Origin of the sequence: Rathayibacter tritici, assembly GCF_001641005.1 — a bacterium.
Classification (GTDB): Bacteria; Actinomycetota; Actinomycetes; order Actinomycetales; family Microbacteriaceae; genus Rathayibacter; species Rathayibacter tritici.
The window spans coordinates 115,808-137,500 of the sequence record NZ_CP015515.1 but is presented as its reverse complement, the minus strand read 5'-3'; the positions used below and the strand labels follow the sequence as shown (position 1 = coordinate 137,500).

Here is a 21,693-nt window from a genome sequence, read left to right as displayed (position 1 = left end):
CCTTCGTGACGAATCAGAGCCCGTCCTCCGGGGGAGGGCGGGAGGGCGACTACGTTGTGGAGCCGCGGTAGAGCACTCGGAGGGTCTCCCGGGTCCCGTCGGGGGCGGTCGCCGTCACACGGAACGAGCCAGCCGGCAGCCGCGAGAGGTGCGTGTCCACCGACACCGACTTCGTGCGGCCCGCCGCCAGCGAGGTGACCTTCAGCTCACCGTACGGCGTCGGGATACTGAGGCGGACCGGCGTGTTCCCGGCGTTCGTCGCGGTGGCGGTCAGCACGACCGACCCGCCGCGCTTCACGCCGGTGATCGTCACATCGACATCGACCCGGGTGGCCGGAGCGACGACCGTGACGACGGGAAGGAGCGCACTGACGCCTCCCGAGACCGCGGTGATCGAGACGGAACCCGTGCCGGGACCCGCGGTCGCCGCGGGGAGCGGAGCGGAGCCGTCGGCGCCGGTCGTCGCGGTGGCGGTGGTGCCGCCCCCGGCGAAGCGGGCCGGGCCCTCGATCGTGTAGGCGACGTCGGCGCCGGCGACGGGAGCACCGGCCGCGTTCGTCGCCGTGACTCCGAGGCCGGTGATCGCCGCTCCGGTCTCGACGGTCTGCGCCTGCCCCGAGGGGGTCAGCGTGGCGATCGCGGCCGGGTCGGTGAACATCGACGGGCGCAGCGGAGTGACGGTCAGGCTCTCCAGGCGCGCGGTTCCCCCGGAGGAGAGGAGCGAGACGCCCGTGCTCCTCGGGTCGGCGAAGACCTGATCGGTGATCGTCGCGAGGCCGCCCTGCGCGAAGGTTTCCACGGAGGCGCGGTCGACGTAGAGCTCGAGGTGCAGCTTCCCGTCCTCCAACGCCACCGGCGCGGTCTCGACCGAGGGGAAGTCGGCGTCGAAGCCGACGTCACCCGAGCGGGTGCGGTCGACGCTCAGCTCACCGGAGGCGACGTCGTAGCTGATCGGCGTGCGCTGGCTCCCATCGGCGGAGTTGCGGACGGAGAGACCGAACGAGTCGGCATCGCCGGCGCTGAAGGTCGCGTCGAGCCTGTAGACGCTGCCCTCGGCGGCGGCGGCAGGCAGGGCCGTCTCGCCCTCGAGGATGTCGGCCGCGCCGAGGGTGAACGCCTCGTCACTGCTCGCGAGGCCCGCGGTCTGGTCGACGACCTTCTGCACGAGCGCCGGGGCGCCGTCGACGGTCTGCAGCGACAGCTCGCGCGGCAGAGCCATCGCTCCCCGCCACGTGCCGGTGGGGATCGCCTCGCCGTACTGCCAGTTGTTCATCCACGCGATCATGATGCGCTTGCCGTCGGGCGCGTTGTCGAAGGTGACTCCGGCGTAGTAGTCGCGGCCCCAGTCGAGCCAGTCGTAGTCGACGAGGCGGCTCTGCGCGGGCTCGTCCGACAGCATGAACTGGTCGGCGAGGATGTGGCCCCAGCCCGCGCGGTTGTTGTCGACGACCTGAAGGTGCGCCGTCCGCCCTGCGAGGTCCCCGACGTCCCAGGATGCCCAGTCGAGGCTCTCGCTGTCGCTGCCCGTCGCGGTGCGGACGACCTCACCGTCGACGACCAGAGTGACGCTGGTCTCGACGGAGCGGAGCTGCGCGGGGGTGTCGGCGAGCACCACGTGATCGACGGTCAGGTGACCCCAGCCTCCGGCCGCGCCGTCCTGCACCACGATCCTCGCCGTCCTCCCCTGGTGGGCCGAGACGTCCCAGCTCTTCCAGTTGAGGGCGCCGTCGTTCGTGCCGGCCGTGGTCGCCACCACCTCGTCGTCAATGACGAGCTGCACCTCGAGGGTCTGGGCATCGCCCTCCGGTCGGAAACCGCCGCCCACCAGCATGCTGAGGTGGTCGTTGTCGATCGTGAACTCCGGAGAGGTCATCGTGCCGGTGTTGTCGTCGCCCTTCGGGCCGCCCTCGAAGGTGTTGATCCGCTTCTCACCGAGGAAGAATTCACCGCCGTTCGTAGAGGGATTGGTGCCGTCGGCGAAGTCGCCGGTCACGGTCCAGCCGTTGTCCGTGAGGCTCTGCTGGTCCGGGAATTCGAAGCCGTCGAACAAGAGCTCACTGCCCGCTGGAGGATCATTGGCGAGCTGAGTGCCGTCGACGTGCGGGTGGTTGCCGCCGCCGACGAGGAAGTTCAGGTGGTCCTGGTCGACAGTGAAATCGGGCGAGCGCATCGAGCCGACCGGCCAGTCCCCATCGTTGAAGCCGTTGATCAACCCCGTTCCGGCGAAACCGGTGACCGCCTGCTGGCCGTCGATCGATCCGGTGGCCGGAGCGGCGCCGAACGGCCCATTCTTCCGGTTCCCCGGCTCGTTGTTCACGGTCCAGCCGTTGTAGGTGCCGTCGTCGAAACCGGCGAGGGTGGTTCCCTCGGGGAGGGTGTCGGAGCCGACGGTGGACTCGGAGGTGAAGGTGGTGCCATCGAAGTCGCCGACGAAGTACTGGCCGCCGGAGCCGCCTCCGACCGCGCCCGGGTTGAGGTTCACGACCATGACCCACTTGACGGTCGAAGGGTCGCCGTCGACCGCGAGCGGGAACAGGTCCGGGCACTCCCACACTCCGCCCGTCGCGTTGGCCGGGCCGAACTCGCTGAGCTCGGTCCAGTTCCGCAGGTCCGTCGACTTGTGCAGGAGCACCTTGTGGTCGTCCGCCTCCACGGTGACGACGACCCAGTAGGACGACTCCGGGGTGCCGCCGTCGTACCAGAACATGTGCGGGTCGCGAAAGTCGTTCTGGTCGCGGTCGATGACCGGGTTGCCCTCGTACGTCGTCCAGGTCTGCCCGGCGTCGGTGCTGTGGGCGAGTGCCTGCGCCTGCTCCCCCGTCCTGTAGGCGGCGGTGTACATCGCGACGAGGGGCGGGTTCTCGGCGGTGCCGAATCCGGAGGCGTTGTCCTTATCGACGACGATTGAGCCGGAGAAGATATCCGACTCCGCGTCGCCCGGGATCGCGAGCGGCTGCTCGGTCCAGTGCAGCAGGTCGGTGCTGGTGGCATGGCCCCAGCTCATGTTCCCCCAGCGGGTGCCCTGCGGGTTGTACTGGTAGTAGAGGTGGTAGACGCCCTCGTAGTAGACGAGCCCGTTGGGGTCGTTCATCCAGTTCTTCGTCGGCGAGTAATGGATCGCAGGACGATAGGTCTCTGCGGCGGGGTCGAGCGGAGCGGCGGGGTCGAGCGGAGCGGCGGAGACGGCCGGGACGGAGAGTCCGCCGCCGACGAGGCAGAGCGCGGCGGCGGCGGCCACGAGGCCGCTGCGTCGCGGAAGTGAGCGATGAGGAGAATGCATGGAAGAACGCCCTTCGTTGCGCGTGTCATGACTGACAACGTTGTCAAGTCAGGGGCAATCTACGGATTGTCCTCCGGACAATTCAAGGATTCTCTGCGAAAAAGATCAGACTGCGTCCACGTAGCACTCAGTGCGGGCAGGGCACCTCTCCGGAACCGCGGGCGATCAGCGTGGTCGGGATCACAAAGGTCTGCGCCGGCTCGTCCTCGCCGTCCAGCCGCAGGAACACGCGCTCCGCCGCCGTCCGACCGATCAGCGCAGGGTTCTGCGCGATCACCGAGACGGCGGGCTCGAGCATCTCGGCGAGGGGGATGTCGTCGAATCCGATCAGCGCGACCCGGCCGTGTGCGCCTCGGCCGCGCAGCGCGGCGAGCACCCCGATCGTGATCAGGTTCTGCCCGCCGACGATCGCGGTCGGCGGCGTCGGAAGCTCCAGCAGCGCGGTCGCCATCTCCTCGGCCGCGTGCTCGTTGTGCGCGCCGTGGCGGACGTATTCGGGCGGCACCGGCAGGCCGCGCCGACCCATCTCCTCATGGAAGCCGCGCTCGCGCTCCTTGGCCGTGAAGATCTCGGGCCGGTCGCCGAGGAATGCAATGCGGCGGTGTCCGAAGGAGACCAGGTGACCCACCGCTCGCGCGATGCCGGCCGCGTTATCGGTGATCACCGCATCCGCCGTGATGCCCGAGGGGACGCGGTCGACGAACACGGCGGGCGTGCCGCGGGCGACCTCGACACCCAAATAGGCCTGGCTCGGCGCGACGGTGGTCAGGATCAGCCCGTCGACGCGCCGCGACACGAACGCATTCACGCTGGAGCGCTCGCGCGCCGGATCGTCATCGAGGCTGGAGGCGAAGACCGCCACTCCGCGCTCGTTCGCCAGATCCTCGACCGCACGGTGCAGGGCTCCCGAGAACGGGTTGGCCACGCTGCCCACCAAAAGGCCCAGCGTGTTCGTGCGCCCGTTGGAGCGGCGGAGGTTCCCCGCGTGCAGGTCGGGCTGGTACTGCAACTGCGCAGCGGCGGCCCGCACTCGTTCGATCGTCGCGGTCGAGACGTTCGGCTCGCCATTGATGACGCGCGAGACCGTCTTGATGCCGACCCCCGCGAGAGCAGCCACGTGCTTCATGGTGGGGCGCCTTCCGGCACCTTCTGACAACGGTGTCACGTTCCGGTCTCGCTTTCTGCAGGATCGCTTGACCTTAGCGTCGCGAACCCGATAGACCTACTTCTGACATCGTTGTCGGGAGGCTGCTCCCGCCCTATGAACAGGACTTTCAATGACGAACCGTTCCCCTCGCCTCACCCGGTACATCGGCCTCGGCTCCGTCGCGATCCTCGCGGCCCTGGGCATGACCGCCTGCTCCAGCTCCTCCGGGGGCGACTCGCCCGCCGGAAGCAGCGACGGCGCCGGCGTCACCCTCATCGTGAAGACCACCTCCAACCCCTTCTTCGTCGCGATGGAGGACGGCGCCAAGGCGGCCGCGACCTCGGCCGGAGTCAGCCTCACGCTCGCCGCAGGCAAGGAGGACGGCGACGAGGACACCCAGATCCAGGCCATCGAGAACGCCATCTCCAAGGGCGACAAGGGCATCCTGATCACCCCGAACGGCCCCTCCGTCGTCGATGCGATCCAAAAGGCGCGCGACGCCGGCCTCTTCGTGATCGCCCTCGACACCGCCCCCGACCCGGCCGACGCGGTCGACATCACCTTCGCCACCGACAACTTCACCGCCGGCGAGTCCATCGGCAAGTGGACCGCCGCGCAGCTCGACGGCAAGAAGGCGACCATCGCGATGCTCGACCTCTTCGACGACAAGGTCGTCTCGGTCGACTACAACCGCGACCAGGGCTTCCTCACCGGTATGGGGATCGACGTCGCCGATAAGGCGACCAACGGCGACGAGGCGAAGACCGGCAGCTACAGCGGCGGTGACTACGAGCTCGTCGGCAACGAAGCCACTCAGGGCGCCGAGGACGGTGGGCGCACCGCGATGGAGACCCTGCTCTCCAAGAACCCCGACATCAACGTCGTCTACACGATCAATGAGCCCGCCGCCTACGGCGCGTACCAGGCCCTCCAGGCCGCGGGCAAGGAGAAGGACGTCCTGCTGGTCTCGATCGACGGTGGTTGCGCCGGCGTGAAGAACGTCAAGGACGGCCTGATCGGCGCCACCGCGCAGCAGTACCCGGTGAAGATGGCGCAGCTGGGAGTCGAGGCCATCGCGCAGCTCGCGGAGGACGGCACCAAGCCCAGCACCAGCGCCGGGCTCGACTTCTTCGACACCGGCTCGGCCCTCGTCACCGACACCCCCGTCGACGGCCTCGACAGCATCAGCTCCGACGACGCGTCCGGAATCTGCTGGGGCGACTAGCCCGTCACGGGCGGGGCGCCCCCGGCGCTCCGCCCCCCTCCTCCGTTCCCAGCGACCTCAGAAAGGCCATCGTGGCTCAGAAGACCACCGACCCGAATCCGCCGACCTCGGCCCTGGATCTCGCCAGCGAGTTCCTCGACCGACGCACGCCGCTCGACCGCGTCCGCGGGGTCCTGCACCGCTACCCCGCCGTCAGCCCCGCCGTCGTCCTCGTCCTGGCGATCATCGTCTTCGGAGTGCTGAACGACCGCTTCCTCGACCCCTCCAACCTCTCGCTGATCACTCAGCAGGTCGCGGTGGTCGGCACCCTCGCCGTCGCGCAGACCCTGATCATCCTCACCGCCGGCATCGACCTCTCGGTGGGTGCCGTGATGGTCCTCACATCGATGGTCATCGCGCAGACCGCGACCGCGAACGGCCTCCCCGCGATCGTCGCGCTGCTGCTCGGCCTGGTCGTGGGCCTCGTGGCCGGCGCCTTCAACGGCATGCTCGTGACCCGGCTCCGGCTCCCTCCGTTCATCGTCACCCTCGGCACGCTCAACATCTTCGTCGCGTTGACGCTGGTGTACTCGAGCGGATCGACGGTCCGCGGCACCGACATGCCGGCGCTGCTGCCCTCTACCGGCGGCACCTTCGACATCCTCGGCGTTCGGGTCAGCTACGGCGTACTGCTGATGCTCGCCCTCTACATCGTCGTCGCGTTCATCCTCGGGAAGACCGCCTGGGGCCGCCATGTCTATGCGGTCGGCGATGACAAGGAGGCCGCCCGCCTCGCCGGAATCAGCGTGAACCGCGTGCTGATGAGCGTCTACCTCGCCGCCGGGGCGATCCTCGCTATCGGCGCGTGGATCCAGATCGGCCGCACCAACGCGGCCAGCCCTAACGCTGGAGCCGACCTCAACCTCGACTCGATCACCGCCGTGGTCATCGGCGGCACCAGCCTCTTCGGCGGTCGCGGCACGGTCTGGGGCACTCTCCTGGGCGCCCTCATCGTCGGCGTTTTCCGTAACGGGCTCTCGCTCGCCGGACTCGACGTCCTCTACCAGACGCTCGCTGTCGGCGTCCTCATCATCGTCGCCGTCTCGGTCGACCAGTGGATCCGGAAGGTTCGCAAGTGACCCTCATCGACGCCGCGGGCACTGCTCCCGCCGCCGCCCGCACCCCCGTCCTGCAGGCCAAGCGCCTCGTGAAGACCTTCGGCCGAGTGGTCGGACTCGACGGCGTCAGCCTCGAGCTCTACCCCGGCGAGGTCCTGGCGATCATCGGCGACAACGGCGCCGGCAAGTCCACGCTGATCAAGTGCCTCACCGGCGCCGAAATCCCCGACGAGGGCGAACTCTTCCTCGACGGTCAGCCCGTCTCGTTCAAGCGTCCGCAGGACGCCCGCGGCGCCGGCATCGAGACGGTTTACCAGAACCTTGCCGTCTCGCCCGCCCTGGACGTCGCCTCGAACCTCTACCTCGGCCGCGAGAAGCGCAAGAAGGGGATCCTCGGCTCCGTGTTCCGGATGCTCGACACGGCAGGCATGCGCAAGGAGGCCCGCGCCGAGCTGACCGAGCTGGGCATCTCGACGCTGCAGGACGTGACGGTCCCGGTCGAGAACCTCTCCGGAGGACAGCGCCAGGCCGTCGCCGTCGCCCGCGCCGCCGCCTTCGGCTCCAAGGTCGTCGTCCTCGACGAGCCGACCGCCGCCCTCGGCGTGCGCGAATCGAACCAGGTGCTGCAGCTGGTGCGCAACCTGCGCGACCGCGGCATCCCCGTCATCCTGATCAGCCACAACATGCCGCAGGTCTTCGACGTGGCCGACCGGATCCACATCCAGCGCCTCGGCAAGAAGGCGGCGACGATCACGCCGCAGTCGCACTCGATGACCGACGCGGTCGCGATCATGACCGGGGCGGCGACCGCATGAGCGCACGGATCCTCGTCGCCGAGTTCACCGCGCTGCCCGGCAACGAGGAAACGGTCGCCGGCATGATCGCCGACCTCGCCGTTCTGGTCCGGCAGGAGCCGGGCAACGTCGAGTTCGTGCCCTACCGCCGAGAGGACGACCCGGCACGGTTCTTCGTGTACGAGGTCTACCGCGACGAGGAGGCGTTCCAGGCGCACATCTCGGCCGACTACGGAGCCGTGTTCAACGAACGGCTGGGCCCGCTGATCGTGGAGCCGAACTCGCAGCTGACCTGGCTCGCGGCGGTCTGAGCCGCACGGCCCCTAGCTCCGCGGCGTCGATCCATCGTCTGCGGCCGTGCCGATCCGAGCCCGCGAGCGCGGAACTCTCCCCGACCATCCGCCCGGCTCTGCACTCCCGGCCTACGGTTGAGCCCGCAGGACAGCGGCAGGTCCACCATCTGCGGGTTTCTTCCCGGCTGATGCGAGTAGTCATGTTCGTGAGCGCACAAGATCACGCGACGAAAGGGAACCTCATGGCCACCGCAGACGATGTACACAGAGCACGTCGGCAGGGCGAGAAGGACGGGTACGCGGCAGCCGTCGAGCAGCTGCGCGCCTTCACCGGCGTTGAAGGCCTCGAACCCGATCTCGAGTCACCCGAGCATGTCGCCTACCCGACGTACCTCCAGGACCTGAGCGAAGAACGCGATCAGATCGAGGCAGCTTTGGAGAACGATGAAGCCTCCATCGCCGATCTCACCGATCGCTCTTCAGAGGCCGCAGGAGATCATTCCCACGCCCTGCAGAACCGGCGGGAAGCCCGCGCCGATCGCAACGTCCTCGTCCGTTTCATTGGCTTGATGGGCGATCACCGCCTCCCCTCCGCGCATCGAGTTCGCCTTCTCGAGGGCGAGCTCATGGCCTAACACACCCTGTCAGCGAGGCGTCAGCAGGTCCTACGCGTGCTCGACGGGGAGATCGAACAGGTCACCGCGTGGATTGCTGACATGCTCGCCGCGGCCGACACGATCAAGGTCGATCAGCAGGAAGCTGAGTTCCGGCAGGAAGCTGAGTTCTGGCGCGAACAGGAACGGGTCCAGGCTGAACGCGATGTCTCACCGCGCTGGTGCATCGTCTACGACACTCTTGACGAGTTCATCGCGGAGGACCCGCGCCGTCAGGCCCGAGCGTGGACCCTCCCGGTTGTCGCTGGTGCCGACTTCGGGTACGACTGGCATCGAGACCTCGACGATGGCCCTGATGCGCCAGGACGATGGTCCCTTCACTACATCCAGGAGAACCACGAGACGATCCTCGAATATCGCCCTCTGTATGGGCCGGTCCGGATTTGGCTCCTGGGTACGGCAATCAAGGACCTCGAGGACGCGATGAAGGTCTTCGGGCCGATCGATACGCGAGAACGACGGCTGGAACGCAATAGCGTCGCGATCGTCCTCGACACCTACGCCGCCTACGCCAGCGCGCAAGGAGGAATCGCCCTCACTCAAGTGCTCAGATCGCAGGGCGGTCCGCTGTGAGACCTCGGACCGGAAAGCGGCGCTGGGCGACTCGCACCGCTGCTGAGCCCGGTCAGCCGGGCAAACTCCATCCGTCGTGTGGCGGCTCCGCGCGCAAAGGAGCTTCGTCGCCTAGATGAGGGAGCGCAGGCGTACGCGATAGTCCTCGGCCAGCTCGGGCGAGGTCACAAGAGGCCGGCCGCAGCCGCCACGTCGCTTGACCGCCGCCGTGCAGGCGGACGGGAAGAAGCTGAAGCTGCCCTTCACCGGTCCGGCTCGAGCCCGCGGGCGTCCCGAGAGCAGAATCCTGCGCTGTCCGGTGGCTCGACAGCTGTCCCGCTTGACCTCCTCGCGGAAGATGCATGGCACATCCGAATAGCCTTCCACTAAACAGCTCCGTCAAGCCAGGAGGCCTCCCCATGTCACAAGACCCGAAGTGTCATCAACCTCACGGCCCAGGACACCTACTCCGTCGGCCGCGCCAACAGAGCTGCCCAAAGTTTCCTGGACCAGTTGAATAGTTGTCTACGCGGAGAGGTTCTCGGTTATCCATGCCTGCTCGGCTTCGTTCGGGGTCCGATAGTCGAATCCCGAGTGAAGTCGTTGTTGATTGTAACGCAGTTCGATGTATCGTGTCACGTCGCGGATCGCTTTCTCTCTTGTCGGATATTGGGGCTTATGCAAAATCCCCTCGCACATCCAGCGAACAAGCCCCTGACCAGGGCTTTTGTGAAGCCCTACCGGGATTTTGCATAAGCCTCATTGGATGCGATTGCAGCGCTCGTTCTTCAGTGTTCCGTTGAATGATTCGGCCCACGCGTTGTCCCAGCAGACTCCCGTCCGGCCCATCGATTGTCTGATGTCGAGCTTCTTCGCGAGTTTCCCGAAGTCGGCGGAGGTGTAAACGGAGCCGCGGTCGCTGTGGAAGATCGTTTTCGCGGCCCGGTTCGGCTGGTTCCTTGCCGCCATTTCGAGAGCTTCGCTGACGAGTTCGGTACGCATGTGGTCGGCGAGGGCGTACCCGACGACCTTCTTTGAATAGCAGTCGAGGACGGTCGCGAGGTAGACCCATCCTTCCCAGGTGCGGATATAGGTGATATCACCGACCCATTTGCAGCCGGGTCGGTTTGCGGTGAAGTCCCGCTTGACGAGGTCGGGGATGTCAGTCGGATCGCCTGGGGTCGTGGTCACCGGCCGCCAGGGCTTGGGCTGGCAGGGTTCCAGTCCTGCTGCGCGCATGAGCCGGCGGACGGTCTCGTGGGCGACTGGACGGCCCCACCGCGCCAGCTGCGCGGTGATGCGGCGGTAGCCGTAGGTGCCATCGGAGGCCTGAAAGGCTGTTCGGATGAGTTCGGTGATACCCACACGCCGTTCAGCGGTTGCGGAGGTCTTGCGATCGCGCCGTTCGTCATAGCGAGATCGATTGACGCCGACCGTCTGGCACAGTCCGCGGATCGATAGCGTGCGGCTGGGGTCGCGTTCTTCGCGGCGAATGAGTTCGAGCTTGTCGGCTAGCGGAACTTCTTCGCGAAGAACGCGGATGCTTTTCCCAGAAACAGGTTTTCCTCTTCGAGTTCGCGGACCCGCCGTTCGAGTTCCTTTATTCGCGCCCTGTCCTGAACAGTCAGTTCTTCTTCGCCGCCAGCACGGGTTCGGCGATGCGCCGCCACCCAATTAGTGAGGGTCTGCGGAACCAGTCCGAGCTCTCGAGCGACGTCCGCGACGGATCGCGACCTATCAATCACCTCGCGCACTGCCTCCGCACGGAACTCCCGAGAATACTTCCCACGGGAACTGGACAACCCGGGCCTTCCTTTCGGTCATCGCGGTAATCCTACCAATTCCGCGGTGGTCCAGAAAGAAAGGGGCACCTCAACTAGACGTTTTGTGCAGCGCTGCTCGTGATCATCTCACCGCTTCAGCGACGCGGTCGGTCCGGTGCCTGCATGCGCGAGCACGAGGGACTAGATGCGCGCATCGTCAGGGGAGTTATCCCGCGCGCGGACGCGTCATCAGGTCGTCCCAGCGCACGTCGCCGACACGGTTCAACCCGCTGATGACACTTCATCCGCGAGCGCGCCCGCGAGCGCGGAGGGAGTGGCGTGCAGGTACAGAGTACGGATGCTCAGTGGAGGGAGCCCTTGATCCCGCATCACGGAACCTAAGCGGACCGCGAGGAGGGAGTTGCCCCCGAGTTCGAAGAAGTTGTCCGCAGGTTGTACAGGTACGCCAAGGAGGCTTGCCCAGATTGCCTGCAGCTGCTCAACCAAGTCAATCTTGCCCGACGCTTTCTTCTGGGGAGCCGCCACCTCGGGAGCCGCCCCCGTCGGCGCATCAGCACCCGCGGTCACCCGGACCGCACCCAGGATTGGAGCGGGGAGCGCGGTGACGTCCAGCTTGCCGTTGGTGGTCAGGGGGAGACCGTCGAGCACGGTGAACGTAGACGGCACCATGTGCGCCGGCAACCGCCGTCCGCACAGCTCTCGTAACGCGACAACATCGGGAACGACACCGACAACGTAGGCATCCAAGCGGGCATTTGCGGGGTCGCTCTGAACGTCTCCCCCGACGACGACTACGGCTTCAGTCACGTCCGGCGCTCTCTCTAGGAGAGCCGCGATCTCGCCGAGCTCGATGCGGAAGCCTCGCAGTTTGACCTGGGAGTCGATGCGACCCAGGTGTTCCAGCTCCCCGTCACTGCGAAGCATCCCGAGGTCCCCGCTGCGGTAGAGCCGCTCCCCGGTCAGCGGATCCGTGACAAACCGTTCTGCCGTGAGCTCGTCGCGTCCGAGATAGCCGTGAGCAACGCCTACGCCGCCGACCACGATCTCGCCGGGCACGCCCGCGGGGAGCAGCCGCAGTCTCGCGTCCCTTGTGGACGTCGTCCAACCGGGAAGCGGGCGCCCGACGGATCTGCTCCCGCGCAACGCGTCGCCGCGCGTGACCGTGCGGGCTGTGACGTGGACGGTCGTCTCCGTGATGCCGAACATGTTCACGAGGCGGCACTCGCGCTCGGGGTACCTGTCCATCCACCCAAGGAGCCGGCGGGCGTCAAGGGGCTCGCCGCCAAAGATGACGAGTCGGAGCGCCAGGCGCTCCTCACATACGGCATCCGCCTCGACGAGCTGACGGAAGGCGGAAGGCGTCTGGTTGAGCACGGTCACCTGTTCGCGCGCGAGGAGCGACCAGAACTCGGACGGGTCCCGGGTAACCCAGTACGGAACGACGACCAGGCGCGCCCCGGTGAGGAGGGCTCCCCAGATCTCCCACACGGCGAAGTCGAACGCGGTTGAGTGAAATAGGGTCCACGTGTCCTCGTGTCCCAGCGCGAGGTCCTTCCTCGTGGCTTCGACCAGGGCGAGGACGGATTCGTGGCCGACCACCACGCCTTTCGACCGTCCCGTCGAACCCGAGGTGTAGATAACGTAGGCAGCGTCCGTTCCGGCCTCAGGAAGGGCATTCTCGCTGACTGTCAATGCGCGTGAGCCGCTCGAGGAGGCGAGGGATTCAGGGTCGAGGATAAGCACTCCGTCCATGGGTGGGAAATTTCCCGCGCTCACAACTACACGGAGGCGGGCATCTTCGACCATGTCGTGAAGACGCTCCTCGGGATAGGCAGGGTCCATGGGAACGTAGGTAGCGCCAGCCCGGCATATGCCGATCATCAGAGCAACGAGCATGACGTCCCGCTCGAGCGAAAGGCCGATTAGCTCGCCAGGGCGCACGCCGCGCGCTCGAAGTCCGGCCGCAAGTGCGCTCGCCATCGCGTCGAGTTGTCGATAGCTAAGGATTCGGATGCCGTCCGTGATGGCAGGCTCATCTCCTCTCGCTGCGGCGACATCGGCGAACGATCGGTCGAGGCGGCGATGCTCCTTCCCCGCTGAAGAGGCGGCCTTTGCGAGCCCGTCGTGCAATGGCCTCACGACCGGAACCGAAGTCAAGGAGATGTCATCAAGCACCGTGGCGTCCGTTGCGTCACGCAGCTGGCCGTATACGCGCTCGATCAGCGCGAGCCGCGCCCGTAGATCTGCTTCGTCCGCCGCCTCCGCTCGGGCCAGCGCAAGCAGCACCACCTGCCCGTCCCGGACGGTCGGGAGGAGGGTGAGCGGGAACGGCGCGTCCACGGCGGGGAGCACCCGCTCATCTCGGCCATGCGTGGCTGTGGCAAACACGCCAGCGCTGACCCACCCGTCCAGGTCGGCGATGTCAGCGAGGTGCCGATCCGGCTGGACCAGTGCCTCCCGGACTTGGTTGAGAAAGCCGGAGACCGTGAGCGAGTCATCCACGAGGAGGGCGGAGAGAACGGTCCACTCGCTCTCGGCGCCCTCGGGGCCGTGCACGGCCAGCAGGGGCTGGGTGGTGCGCCCGATCCTGCTGAGTACGAGCGCCAAGGCTGCGACGACGTGAACAGTAGCGTCCTCGGCAGAGCCGGGCAGCTCAACGTGGAGGAGGTGGTCGCGACTGGCGGGGCATATGGGGACCTCCGCAAAGGGCTGCACCACGTCGCCTGCCGGCGGTGCAAGTCGGCGCGATGTGGCGGGGGGCATATCGACGGCGACCTCGCTCTCGAGAAGAGGCGCCTCGCCCACCGCGACACCCTGCGCAAGGGAGAGCAGAGCCTTGCTGCTCGTGGCCGAGCGATTAGAGACGGCCACGAGATCGGCTTCGCCGCCCGCGTACCGCAACACCACGAGACGCAGAATGCTCCCCGGGGCCAAGGGCCGGCGAACCTCCGCGGCAACGACACGCGCCGCTTCCGCGGAGCCCCGTGGAGCCGCACACACCTCATGCCACACCATTCGTCCGTCTTCGGGCGGGACGGCGTCGAGCAGCGGAACGACCACGGCGTGCGCCACACCGTCTACGACAGGTCGGAGAATCCGACCAGGGGTGACGAGGGTTCGAGACACAGTTGTCCTTTCGAAGGTGGGCAGTCGACATCGAGGCACAGTAGGCGAGGTGCTTCAACGAGCGGTGAAGCCGCCGTCGACGGTGAGGGAGGTGCCGGTCACATTTCGTGAGGCATCCGAAGCGAGCCACACAGCTGCCTCCGCGACGTCACTCGGCTCGATGAGGGCGTTCATGGGTTGCGATTGCACGAAGATCTGCTCGTGCTCCGAAGTGGGGACATCCAGCTGGCGGGCGATTTCGACGAGCATGGCGCCCTCGACCAGGGCGTCATCCCTAACGGAGCCCGGGCACAGCGCGTTGACCCGCACCTTGAAGGGCGCGTAGTCGAGCGCAGCGGCCTTGGAGAAACCCACCAGACCATGCTTGGCCGAGACGTAACCGGAGAAGTTGCGGTACCCCACCATCCCGGCCGTAGAGGAGACGTTAACGATGCTCCCAGAGCGACGAGCGGCCATATGAGCACCCACCGCGCGCACCGCGCGGAAGGCACCCGTGAGGTCAATGTCGATCATGAGGTCCCACTCGGCGTCGGAGATCTCGTGCACGATACGGCCGGAGGGCGAGGCGATCCCCGCGCAGTTCACGAGCGCATCGATCGCACCGAAACGGCCGATACCCGCGGCGACCGCCTCGTTTACGGCCTCGCTGTCCCTCACATCGGCGACCCGGACGAGGACGCCCGCTCCAGATTTCCGGCACAATCGCTCAGTCTCGTCGAGCTGGCTCCGCGTACCAAGGGCGTAGGGCACGCCCTCGATGTCCCGCGCGACATCCACGAGGACGACGTCCGCGCCCTGCTCGGCGAAGCGGACCGCGGTCGCCCGTCCCACACCGCGCGCGGCTCCGGTGATCATTGCGACCTTGCCAATAAGCGCGGTCATGCGACGTCCGGCGTGAGGACCTTGCCCACAATCGCATCGACGACGCGGCGGGGCTCCTCGACCAAATACATATGCGGTCCGCTAATCTCGACCGATCGCAGACCACCGGTGGTGGCCTCTGCCCACTGCTCCATCTGCGCCGAATCCACGAGTTCATCGTCAGTGCCCCGGAGTGTGAGGATCGGAGCCCGGATCGGGCGACGGTCATCTGGTAGGTAGTCCTCATGCATCTGAACGTCGGCACGCAGCATGGGGAGGAGGATCTCCCGGAGTTCCGGCATCGCGAGGGCGGGATGCTCGTAGCCAGCAAATCGCTGGACTTCCCGCAAGAACGCATCATCGTCCAGATCGCTGGCGCGTGCGGACCTACCGTTCCACGGTCCCGGCGAACCGCTGACGACGAGCCCCTTCACTTGAAGTTCTCCGTCCTCCTCAAGCCGCCTCGCGACCTCGAACGCGAGCACGGCTCCGAGGCTGTGACCGAATATGACGATCGCCGTCCCGCTTGGGACCGCGCGGCGGATCTGCGCCACGGCGTCCACTGCGGCGGCCGCGACGTCGCGAAGCGGCTCGTCGATGAAGCGCTCCTCGCGTCCCGGGAGCTGCACGGCGAAGCTATCAGCGCGGCCAGCGCTCAGTGCGCTCCATGCGCGGAACGCGGAGGCGCCGGCTCCTGCGTAGGGCAGGTACACGATGGTGGACATAGGGCGTTCTTCCCGTCTTTCGCTGTCTTGATCGGGTCAAATTGTGGATACAGTCCCACGGCGATCGCCGTGCGCATGGGGGTCGAACAAGCTGCGCCCCCCACAACATCGCGGCCACACGCAGAAGGCTCCTCGACTGCGATACGGCGAGGCGCACTCCGTCGATGAACTCCACCTGCACGCGACCCGCCGACGCGTTAACGCCAATCTAACGCCCGCTCCGAGGGGTGGGAAAGGTTGTCATCCCGCGTGGTGAGTGCCGTCACGTCTGCTTTGATGCCTGCCGGGAGCGGGGCGGCCAGCCTTGCGCCTGGCCGAAGATCGGCAGGATCCCGAGGAGTTTACCGGCTCTTCGCAGTTGAGGGTGTAGCCGTACGAGTGTGGGGTCGGCGCGTCGTGGCCGGGAGTGGGGTCGAGGTCTTCCGATGATGGAGGTTCCTACGCCAGCCATCAGAAAGACCTCGACGTGTCTCACGCTACCTTCGACGACCCTGATCTCACGACCTTCTGCCGCCTGGACGAGCTCGGCCTTCGTGTTGTCGGGCAGCATCTTGCGCCCGATCGGGCGGTGCTGGAATGTCGGGTTGTTGACCCTGATCCGTGGTGCGTGAAGTGTGGTGCGGAGGGCGTGCCTCGGGACACGGTGACGCGGCGTCTCGCGCACGAACCGTTCGGTTGGCGACCCACGACCCTGTTGGTCCGGGTGCGCCGCTACGCATGCACGGGCTGCGGCCGGATCTGGCGACAAGACATCACGAAGGCCGCGCAGCCGCGGGCGAAGCTCTCCCGCCGCGGCGTGCGGTGGGCGCTGGAAGGCCTCGTCGTTGGGCACCTCACCGTCGCCCGTGTCGCGGCCGGCCTCGGGGTGTCGTGGCATACCGCGAACGCGGCTGTTCTCGCCGAGGGGAAACGGGTCCTGATCGATGACCCGACCCGGTTCGAGGGCGTGACCACGATCGGTGTCGACGAGCACGTCTGGCGCCACACGCGCCGCGGAGACAAGTACGTCACGGTGATCATCGATCTCACTCCGATCCGCGCGAAAACTGGGCCTGCCAGGCTGTTGGACATGGTCGAGGGGCGCTCGAAGGCCGTGTTCAAGCAGTGGCTCGCCGACCGACCCGACACCTGGCGGGCGAGGGTCGAGGTCGTCGCGATGGACGGGTTCACCGGGTTCAAGACCGCGACCGCGGAAGAACTGCCCGACGCGGTTCCGGTGATGGACCCGTTCCACGTCATCCGCCTCGCCGGCGACGCCCTGGACCGCTGCCGGCAACGCGTCCAACAACAGTCGACGGGGCACCGCGGCCGTTCCAGAGACCCGCTCTACTCGGCACGCCGGACCCTGCACACCGGCGCCGACCTCCTCACGGACAAGCAACACGCCCGCCTCAAGACGGTGTTCGCGGTCGACGAGCACGTCGAGGTCGAGGCGACCTGGGGCATCTATCAACGCATGATCGCCGCCTACCGCGACCCGGATCGGACCGCCGGGAAGACGGCGATGCAAGCGCTGATCGACTCGATCAGCGGCAAGGTCCCACGAGCCCTGAAAGAGCTGGTCACCCTCGGCCGCACGATGAACGCCCGCGCCGCCGACATCCTCGCTTACTTCGACCGCCCCGGCACATCGAACGGCCCCACCGAAGCGATCAACGGCCGCCTCGAACACCTCCGAGGGTCCGCCCTCGGCTTCCGCAACCTCACCAACTACATCGCCCGCAGCCTGCTCGAAACTGGCGGCTTCAGACCCCGACTACACCCTCAATTACGATGAGCCAGTTTACCGGGAGTCCCTCCGCCAGCGTGGAGAAGCCGCATCAAGGCGTCCGCATCGTCTGGATCAACCTCGTACGCTGGCGTCCCGCCTGGAGCGCCACCGCGACCGGCCAGTCGCGGTTCGTGATGACTGTGGCCGCAAGGAGCGTCCCGAGGCTGTGCCGAAGAACAAGAAAAGTTGACCAGGCAGGTTAGGCATCTGAGAGGACTGCCCCGATACCCCCGATACCCCCGATTCCCCTCCGGCACCTCCGCCATCCGACACTCTCGCCCTGGCAGCAGTACGCCAGACCTCGATGGTCCTCGGGATCATGCCAGACAGAGACGCATAGCGGGCGGCACCCCGGAGGACGACTTTTTCATAGTCGGTGGCGGCTTCATGGACGTAGTCGGATCCTCGCCGAGGCGGATGAGCATCACGATCTCCGCGCAGAGCATCTACTCGCAGCTCACTCGCACCCGAGTTCTGTCAGCCCTTGAATAAACGCGTTCAACCGTCAGAGGTCGAGCGAGTAGTAGACGAGGGTCTCCGACCGATCAGTCTCAATGAAGCCGACCTTGGACATCACGTTCTGCGACGGGAGGTTCTCCACGCTCGTATCGGCGACAATCCGCCCCGCTCCGGCTTTTCGAGCGATCTCGACAGCTCGGCGAAGGGCCTCGGTCGCGTACCCACGGCCGCGAGCAGACGGCACTAGCCCGTACCCAACCTCGACCGTGCCATCCTTCGGCGGCCCGAAGAAACCAAGACCGCCGATCGCAGTATTGGTCTCTCGGATGCGAATCGCGTACATCGCAAACGGATGCTCGACTTCTCCCGTCTGCGCAGCCAAGCTCCTCAGCGGATCAATTTCGTCCGCAAACGGGTAGTCAGGCGCCCATGCCTCGTTGCCAGCAGGTTCTCCTGCCATGACCCGCGCGGCCTCGGACGGGGTGAAGGGATGCAGGATGAGTCTCGGTGATTCGTAGTCCACGCCATAATCTTGCCACCCAACGACCTGCCGGCGCGCCTGTTAGTATGACTGACCGTGTCCCTTTCCAGCGGCGCTGACGACGCGCTGAACATCCATGGTGCTTTCGCCACGTGGGCGAGGAAGCACCCCGACGCTCCGTGCGTAGTCTCAAGCGGCCGTACGTCGAGCTACCGGACCGTCGCTGCCACCGCGGATCAGATCGCCAGAAATCTAGCTAGCCTGGCCGTTGGCGGTGGCGACGTCGTCGCAATCGACGACCTGCCACGCTCCGAGCCGTTCGTCGCATTGCTGCTCGGAATTTTGTCATGCGGGGCGGTCTACACGGTGCTCCCGTCGCACTCAAAGGAACAACGCGCGGCCGCGCTCGCGAAGCTCGCCCCGCGTGTCGTCGTCGACAAAGCGCTCCTTCTGCGCCTCGCACTCGGGACATCTCCAAACTCAACATCGCGCGATGTACCCACGCTTAGCCCGGCCGAGCCGAGCACGATCTTCTTCACCGGCGGCTCGACAGGGGAGCCCAAGGGCACGATCAGCACCCATGGTGCCAGCGTAACGCTCTTCTCAGACCGCCGTCTCGCTGACTTCGGTCCCGGAACGATGATGCTGCAGGCGGCACCGATGCAGTGGGACGGGCTCACGCTGGAACTGTGGAGCATGCTGACGAGGGGTGGAGCAGTCCTCCTCGCCGATCACGGCGCGGTCCTCACCCCCGAAGACGTGCGCCGTTACGTCGAGCTCGGGCTGACTCATCTCTGGCTAACCGCTTCGGTCTTCAACCTGCTTGTAGACCAGGACCCGCTGTGTTTCGCGGGACTTCGACATCTGCTCACCGGAGGGGAGAAGGCCTCCGAACGTCACATGCGAGCGTTCTTAACCCACGTGCCGGATGTTCGTCTCACTAACGGCTACGGTCCAGCGGAAGCGACAGTCTTCGTCACAGCCCAGCACATCGTCGCCGAGGATCTCGTCGGCTCGGAGGGTGTCTCCGTCGGCGTACCGGTTGGAGGTGCCGAAGTCATCGTGGAGTCCCCGGCGGGGGAACCCTGCGAGGAAGGGCAAGTGGGGGAAGTCGTAGTGCTCGGGGACCGCGTTGGTCTGGGGTACCTCGGGCGCCCCTACGACCACCCGTTCAGCATTCGACCAGGGAGTAATGGGGAAGCGGACAAACGCGTCCTGCACACCGGTGATCTCGGCTACATCCGAGATGGCCGCCTGTACCTAGCAGGTCGGATTGATCGCCAGTTGAAGATCCGGGGGATGCGAATCGACGTCTCCGCGTTAGAGCGCGGCGTCTGCGCGGCGTTCCCCCTGCTCGAAGCCCGAGCGGTCGCGGTCCGTGACGATGACGGGGTGGCCACAGGTTTCGCAATGTACTACCGGGCAAACGAGGAACACGCGGCGGATTTGCTCGATTGGTTTGCACGAGAGTCGGTGATTTCACCGCGCCGGATCGAGCGCGTCCAGGCGTTTCCCACCACCCGGACCGGGAAGTTTGACGAGCTCGAGATGGAGCGCCTCGCACGCAGACCCTCGGACTCGGCAGCAACTGGGGACCTGGTGGCCTCGGTACTTGCGCGATACGGCATCCTGGCTGACTCGTCAGGGACCCTCTTTGAGCTCGGCGTGTCGTCGTTGGACGCCCTGCGGATCGGTATGGACCTCGGCCGCAACCTACCCTCCTTCGACGCACGACAATTGACGCCGACTTCGACCGTCGCTGCGATCCGGGACATGGTTTCCTCTGTTCCAAACCAGCCGCTTGAAAGAGACCGCGTCGATCTCGGATCCGCAGAGATCGACGATACGCTCCGAGGTTTCGTGCTGGCTCAGGCATTCGATGAACACGATGTGACCGCGCTATGCGCCCTACGATTCGACTGCGAGGAAGCTCTCGACCTAGATGTGCTCCTCGAAGCAGCTAAGGCGGTCCAGACAGCACATCCCCTTCTCAGAGCGCGGTGGAGTCTCGAAGTCGTGCGACCAGGTGAGACGAACAGCCGCCCCCTGCTGACAGCTGTCCAGCACGGCACACTCGAAGACGCGCTCTTCGCGTATCAGCTGGAAGTCGAGGATGGCGAGAACTGGCATGTGGTCTACGACAATCGAGGCGGGCGGTTCTCGTTCGGGATCGTAATTCATCACGTGATCTTCGACGGCTGGTCGGAAGACATCCTCCGCAGGGATTTTGCGCGTGCGTACTCGGCACTATTGCAGGGCCAACACGCCCACTTCGGGACCACATGGGGGACAGTCGTTGATGTCCATCGCAGGCGCGCGCTTGAACAGCGGCGACTCGCGGTCGCCGAGCGCCTCGATAACGCGGCGGCTCGCTTGGCGCACGTCCGTGATCCGCATCGAGACGAACGTTCTCGGGCGGTAGGACTAATGAAATTTCCACCGACACGCTGTCACAAAATTGCGATCCCGGAGGTTGCAGTGCGTGCTGTTCACGAGCGAGCGCACCACACCGGCGTGGAGCCCATCGCGGTCTACCTGCAGACTTACTATCTCTCCATCGGAGTAGATGACACGGGAACGAGTGGCGTCCCTGTATCGACGCGGCGGTTCTCGAGTGAGCTGAATATGATCGAGTGTGCCATCGCCATGGCGATCGTCAGACATCCTCGTGATGTCGAAGCTGGGGACGAACAGCTCCACTCGATCGCTAAAGAGTTCGCCGAAGCCAAGGCGTTCGCCGATGTGCCGGCATCGTCGATCGTCAACGCGGTCGGCATCTCGAGGAGCACCGCAAACCCGTTGTACTCCTCGATTTTCGTGCTGCAGGAGCCAGCCCGGGCGACAGATAGGTTCGGAGCACTTGAGGCGCGGTTCAGCCGCCCACAGACGCCCGAGATAGCGGTCGACCTAATCGTGGACGTGACGCCACACACACATGGCGGCGCGACACTCACAGTCCAGGGCTCTACTATGGTGTACGATATGTCGATGCTCGAGCTAATCGGTCAACGCTTCACGGCAGCGCTGCTGTCGAGCTGAGACAGCAGGACGACATGCCGAAGCCCGCAACCGACCTGGTACAGACCTACTACCGCACGGTCGACGACGATCCTGGAGCCGTGCCGTCCTTATTCTCCTTAGAGGCGGTCTACGAGCGTCCCGGGTACGAACCGCTCGTAGGACGTTCATCGATCGCGCGGTTTTACGACGGGAGGCGCGTGATCCAAGCCGGCGGGCACTGGATCGAGGAAGTCATCCACCAGGACGATCGAGTCGCGGTGCGCGGTCACTTTAAAGGTCGTTCGCACTCAGGGGAGCCCCTCGATGCGAGGTTCTCGGACTTCTTCGAGTTTGAGGATGGGCTGATCAGCCGCCGGACGACGTACTTTTTCGTGGCGAAGATCTAGTTAGAGCGTTATTCATA

The 21,693-nt window shown here is 66.0% G+C and carries 15 protein-coding genes and 1 pseudogene; 9 read left to right on the top strand and 7 right to left on the bottom strand.

All coding sequences use genetic code 11. The features are described 5' to 3' along the window. Positions 1-49 precede the first annotated feature (49 nt). Together A6122_RS00610 and A6122_RS00605 are read right to left on the bottom strand one after the other, a co-directional pair. Complete coding sequence (locus A6122_RS00610) at positions 50-3,280, bottom strand: GH32 C-terminal domain-containing protein (protein ID WP_104261824.1); 3,231 nt, start codon at positions 3,278-3,280, stop codon at positions 50-52. A 127-nt stretch (positions 3,281-3,407) separates the two neighbouring features. Further along, positions 3,408-4,406: a LacI family DNA-binding transcriptional regulator gene (locus A6122_RS00605; protein WP_068250312.1), complete on the bottom strand. Its 999-nt coding sequence runs from the start codon at positions 4,404-4,406 to the stop codon at positions 3,408-3,410. Between the two features lie 151 nt (positions 4,407-4,557). Between A6122_RS00605 and A6122_RS00600 the strand changes: the two genes are divergently transcribed. From A6122_RS00600 to A6122_RS00575, 6 genes are all read left to right on the top strand, one after another. Beyond that, complete coding sequence (locus A6122_RS00600; protein ID WP_068250309.1) at positions 4,558-5,652, top strand: substrate-binding domain-containing protein; 1,095 nt, start codon at positions 4,558-4,560, stop codon at positions 5,650-5,652. Between the two features lie 71 nt (positions 5,653-5,723). Next, positions 5,724-6,770 (top strand): ABC transporter permease, encoded by a 1,047-nt coding sequence (locus A6122_RS00595; RefSeq protein ID WP_068250306.1) that lies wholly within the window; start codon positions 5,724-5,726, stop codon positions 6,768-6,770. Continuing rightward, complete coding sequence (locus tag A6122_RS00590) at positions 6,767-7,564, top strand: ATP-binding cassette domain-containing protein (RefSeq protein WP_068250304.1); 798 nt, start codon at positions 6,767-6,769, stop codon at positions 7,562-7,564. The genes A6122_RS00595 and A6122_RS00590 overlap by 4 nt, the downstream gene beginning before the upstream one ends. Continuing rightward, a complete protein-coding gene (locus A6122_RS00585) occupies positions 7,561-7,854 on the top strand; it encodes a putative quinol monooxygenase (RefSeq protein WP_068250301.1) in 294 nt (97 codons plus the stop codon). Before A6122_RS00590 ends, A6122_RS00585 begins: the two co-directional genes overlap by 4 nt. Positions 7,855-8,078: 224 nt before the next feature. Beyond that, positions 8,079-8,471, top strand: a complete 393-nt coding sequence (locus A6122_RS00580; RefSeq protein WP_068250298.1) for a hypothetical protein — start codon at positions 8,079-8,081, stop codon at positions 8,469-8,471. A gap of 36 nt (positions 8,472-8,507) precedes the next feature. After that, entirely contained in the window at positions 8,508-9,083 is a 576-nt protein-coding gene (locus A6122_RS00575; RefSeq protein WP_068250295.1) for a hypothetical protein, read from the top strand. Between the two features lie 504 nt (positions 9,084-9,587). Here the strand turns inward: A6122_RS00575 and A6122_RS00570 are convergent. The 4 genes and pseudogenes from A6122_RS00570 to A6122_RS00555 form a co-directional block, all read right to left on the bottom strand. Next, positions 9,588-10,864 (bottom strand): annotated as a pseudogene (locus A6122_RS00570) (IS3 family transposase). A gap of 243 nt (positions 10,865-11,107) precedes the next feature. Beyond that, a complete protein-coding gene (locus A6122_RS00565; protein ID WP_146085030.1) occupies positions 11,108-13,906 on the bottom strand; it encodes a non-ribosomal peptide synthetase in 2,799 nt (932 codons plus the stop codon). A gap of 120 nt (positions 13,907-14,026) precedes the next feature. After that, positions 14,027-14,854 (bottom strand): SDR family oxidoreductase, encoded by an 828-nt coding sequence (locus tag A6122_RS00560; RefSeq protein WP_068250290.1) that lies wholly within the window; start codon positions 14,852-14,854, stop codon positions 14,027-14,029. Then, a complete protein-coding gene (locus A6122_RS00555; RefSeq protein ID WP_068250287.1) occupies positions 14,851-15,558 on the bottom strand; it encodes a thioesterase II family protein in 708 nt (235 codons plus the stop codon). The genes A6122_RS00560 and A6122_RS00555 overlap by 4 nt, the downstream gene beginning before the upstream one ends. Positions 15,559-16,024: 466 nt before the next feature. Between A6122_RS00555 and A6122_RS00550 the strand changes: the two genes are divergently transcribed. Then, positions 16,025-17,335 carry an ISL3 family transposase gene (locus A6122_RS00550; protein ID WP_068250249.1) on the top strand — a complete coding sequence of 437 codons (1,311 nt, stop codon included), beginning with the start codon at positions 16,025-16,027 and terminating at the stop codon, positions 17,333-17,335. A 499-nt stretch (positions 17,336-17,834) separates the two neighbouring features. On the opposite strand, the gene A6122_RS00545 is transcribed toward A6122_RS00550, so the two are convergent. Further along, the gene (locus A6122_RS00545) at positions 17,835-18,311 is read right to left on the bottom strand and encodes a GNAT family N-acetyltransferase (protein WP_068250283.1); all 477 of its coding nucleotides are present in this window, start codon (positions 18,309-18,311) and stop codon (positions 17,835-17,837) included. A gap of 54 nt (positions 18,312-18,365) precedes the next feature. On the opposite strand from A6122_RS00545, the gene A6122_RS00540 reads away from it, so the two are divergent. Both A6122_RS00540 and A6122_RS00535 read left to right on the top strand, forming a co-directional pair. After that, on the top strand, positions 18,366-21,308 hold the full coding sequence (locus A6122_RS00540) for an AMP-binding protein (RefSeq protein ID WP_068250280.1): 2,943 nt from the start codon (positions 18,366-18,368) through the stop codon (positions 21,306-21,308). Positions 21,309-21,322: 14 nt separating this feature from the next. After that, entirely contained in the window at positions 21,323-21,676 is a 354-nt protein-coding gene (locus A6122_RS00535) for a nuclear transport factor 2 family protein (RefSeq protein ID WP_068250277.1), read from the top strand. The last annotated feature ends 17 nt before the right edge of the window (positions 21,677-21,693 follow it).

What these genes read in the sequence shown, in the direction of transcription:
- A6122_RS00610 (WP_104261824.1), bottom strand. Translation starts at nt 3,280, where the DNA reads ATGCATTCTCCTCATCGCTCACTTCCGCGACGCAGCGGCCTCGTGGCC.
- A6122_RS00605 (WP_068250312.1), bottom strand. Translation starts at nt 4,406, where the DNA reads ATGAAGCACGTGGCTGCTCTCGCGGGGGTCGGCATCAAGACGGTCTCG.
- A6122_RS00600 (WP_068250309.1), top strand. Translation starts at nt 4,558, where the DNA reads ATGACGAACCGTTCCCCTCGCCTCACCCGGTACATCGGCCTCGGCTCC.
- A6122_RS00585 (WP_068250301.1), top strand. Translation starts at nt 7,561, where the DNA reads ATGAGCGCACGGATCCTCGTCGCCGAGTTCACCGCGCTGCCCGGCAAC.
- A6122_RS00580 (WP_068250298.1), top strand. Translation starts at nt 8,079, where the DNA reads ATGGCCACCGCAGACGATGTACACAGAGCACGTCGGCAGGGCGAGAAG.
- A6122_RS00560 (WP_068250290.1), bottom strand. Translation starts at nt 14,854, where the DNA reads ATGACCGCGCTTATTGGCAAGGTCGCAATGATCACCGGAGCCGCGCGC.
- A6122_RS00555 (WP_068250287.1), bottom strand. Translation starts at nt 15,558, where the DNA reads ATGTCCACCATCGTGTACCTGCCCTACGCAGGAGCCGGCGCCTCCGCG.
- A6122_RS00535 (WP_068250277.1), top strand. Translation starts at nt 21,323, where the DNA reads ATGCCGAAGCCCGCAACCGACCTGGTACAGACCTACTACCGCACGGTC.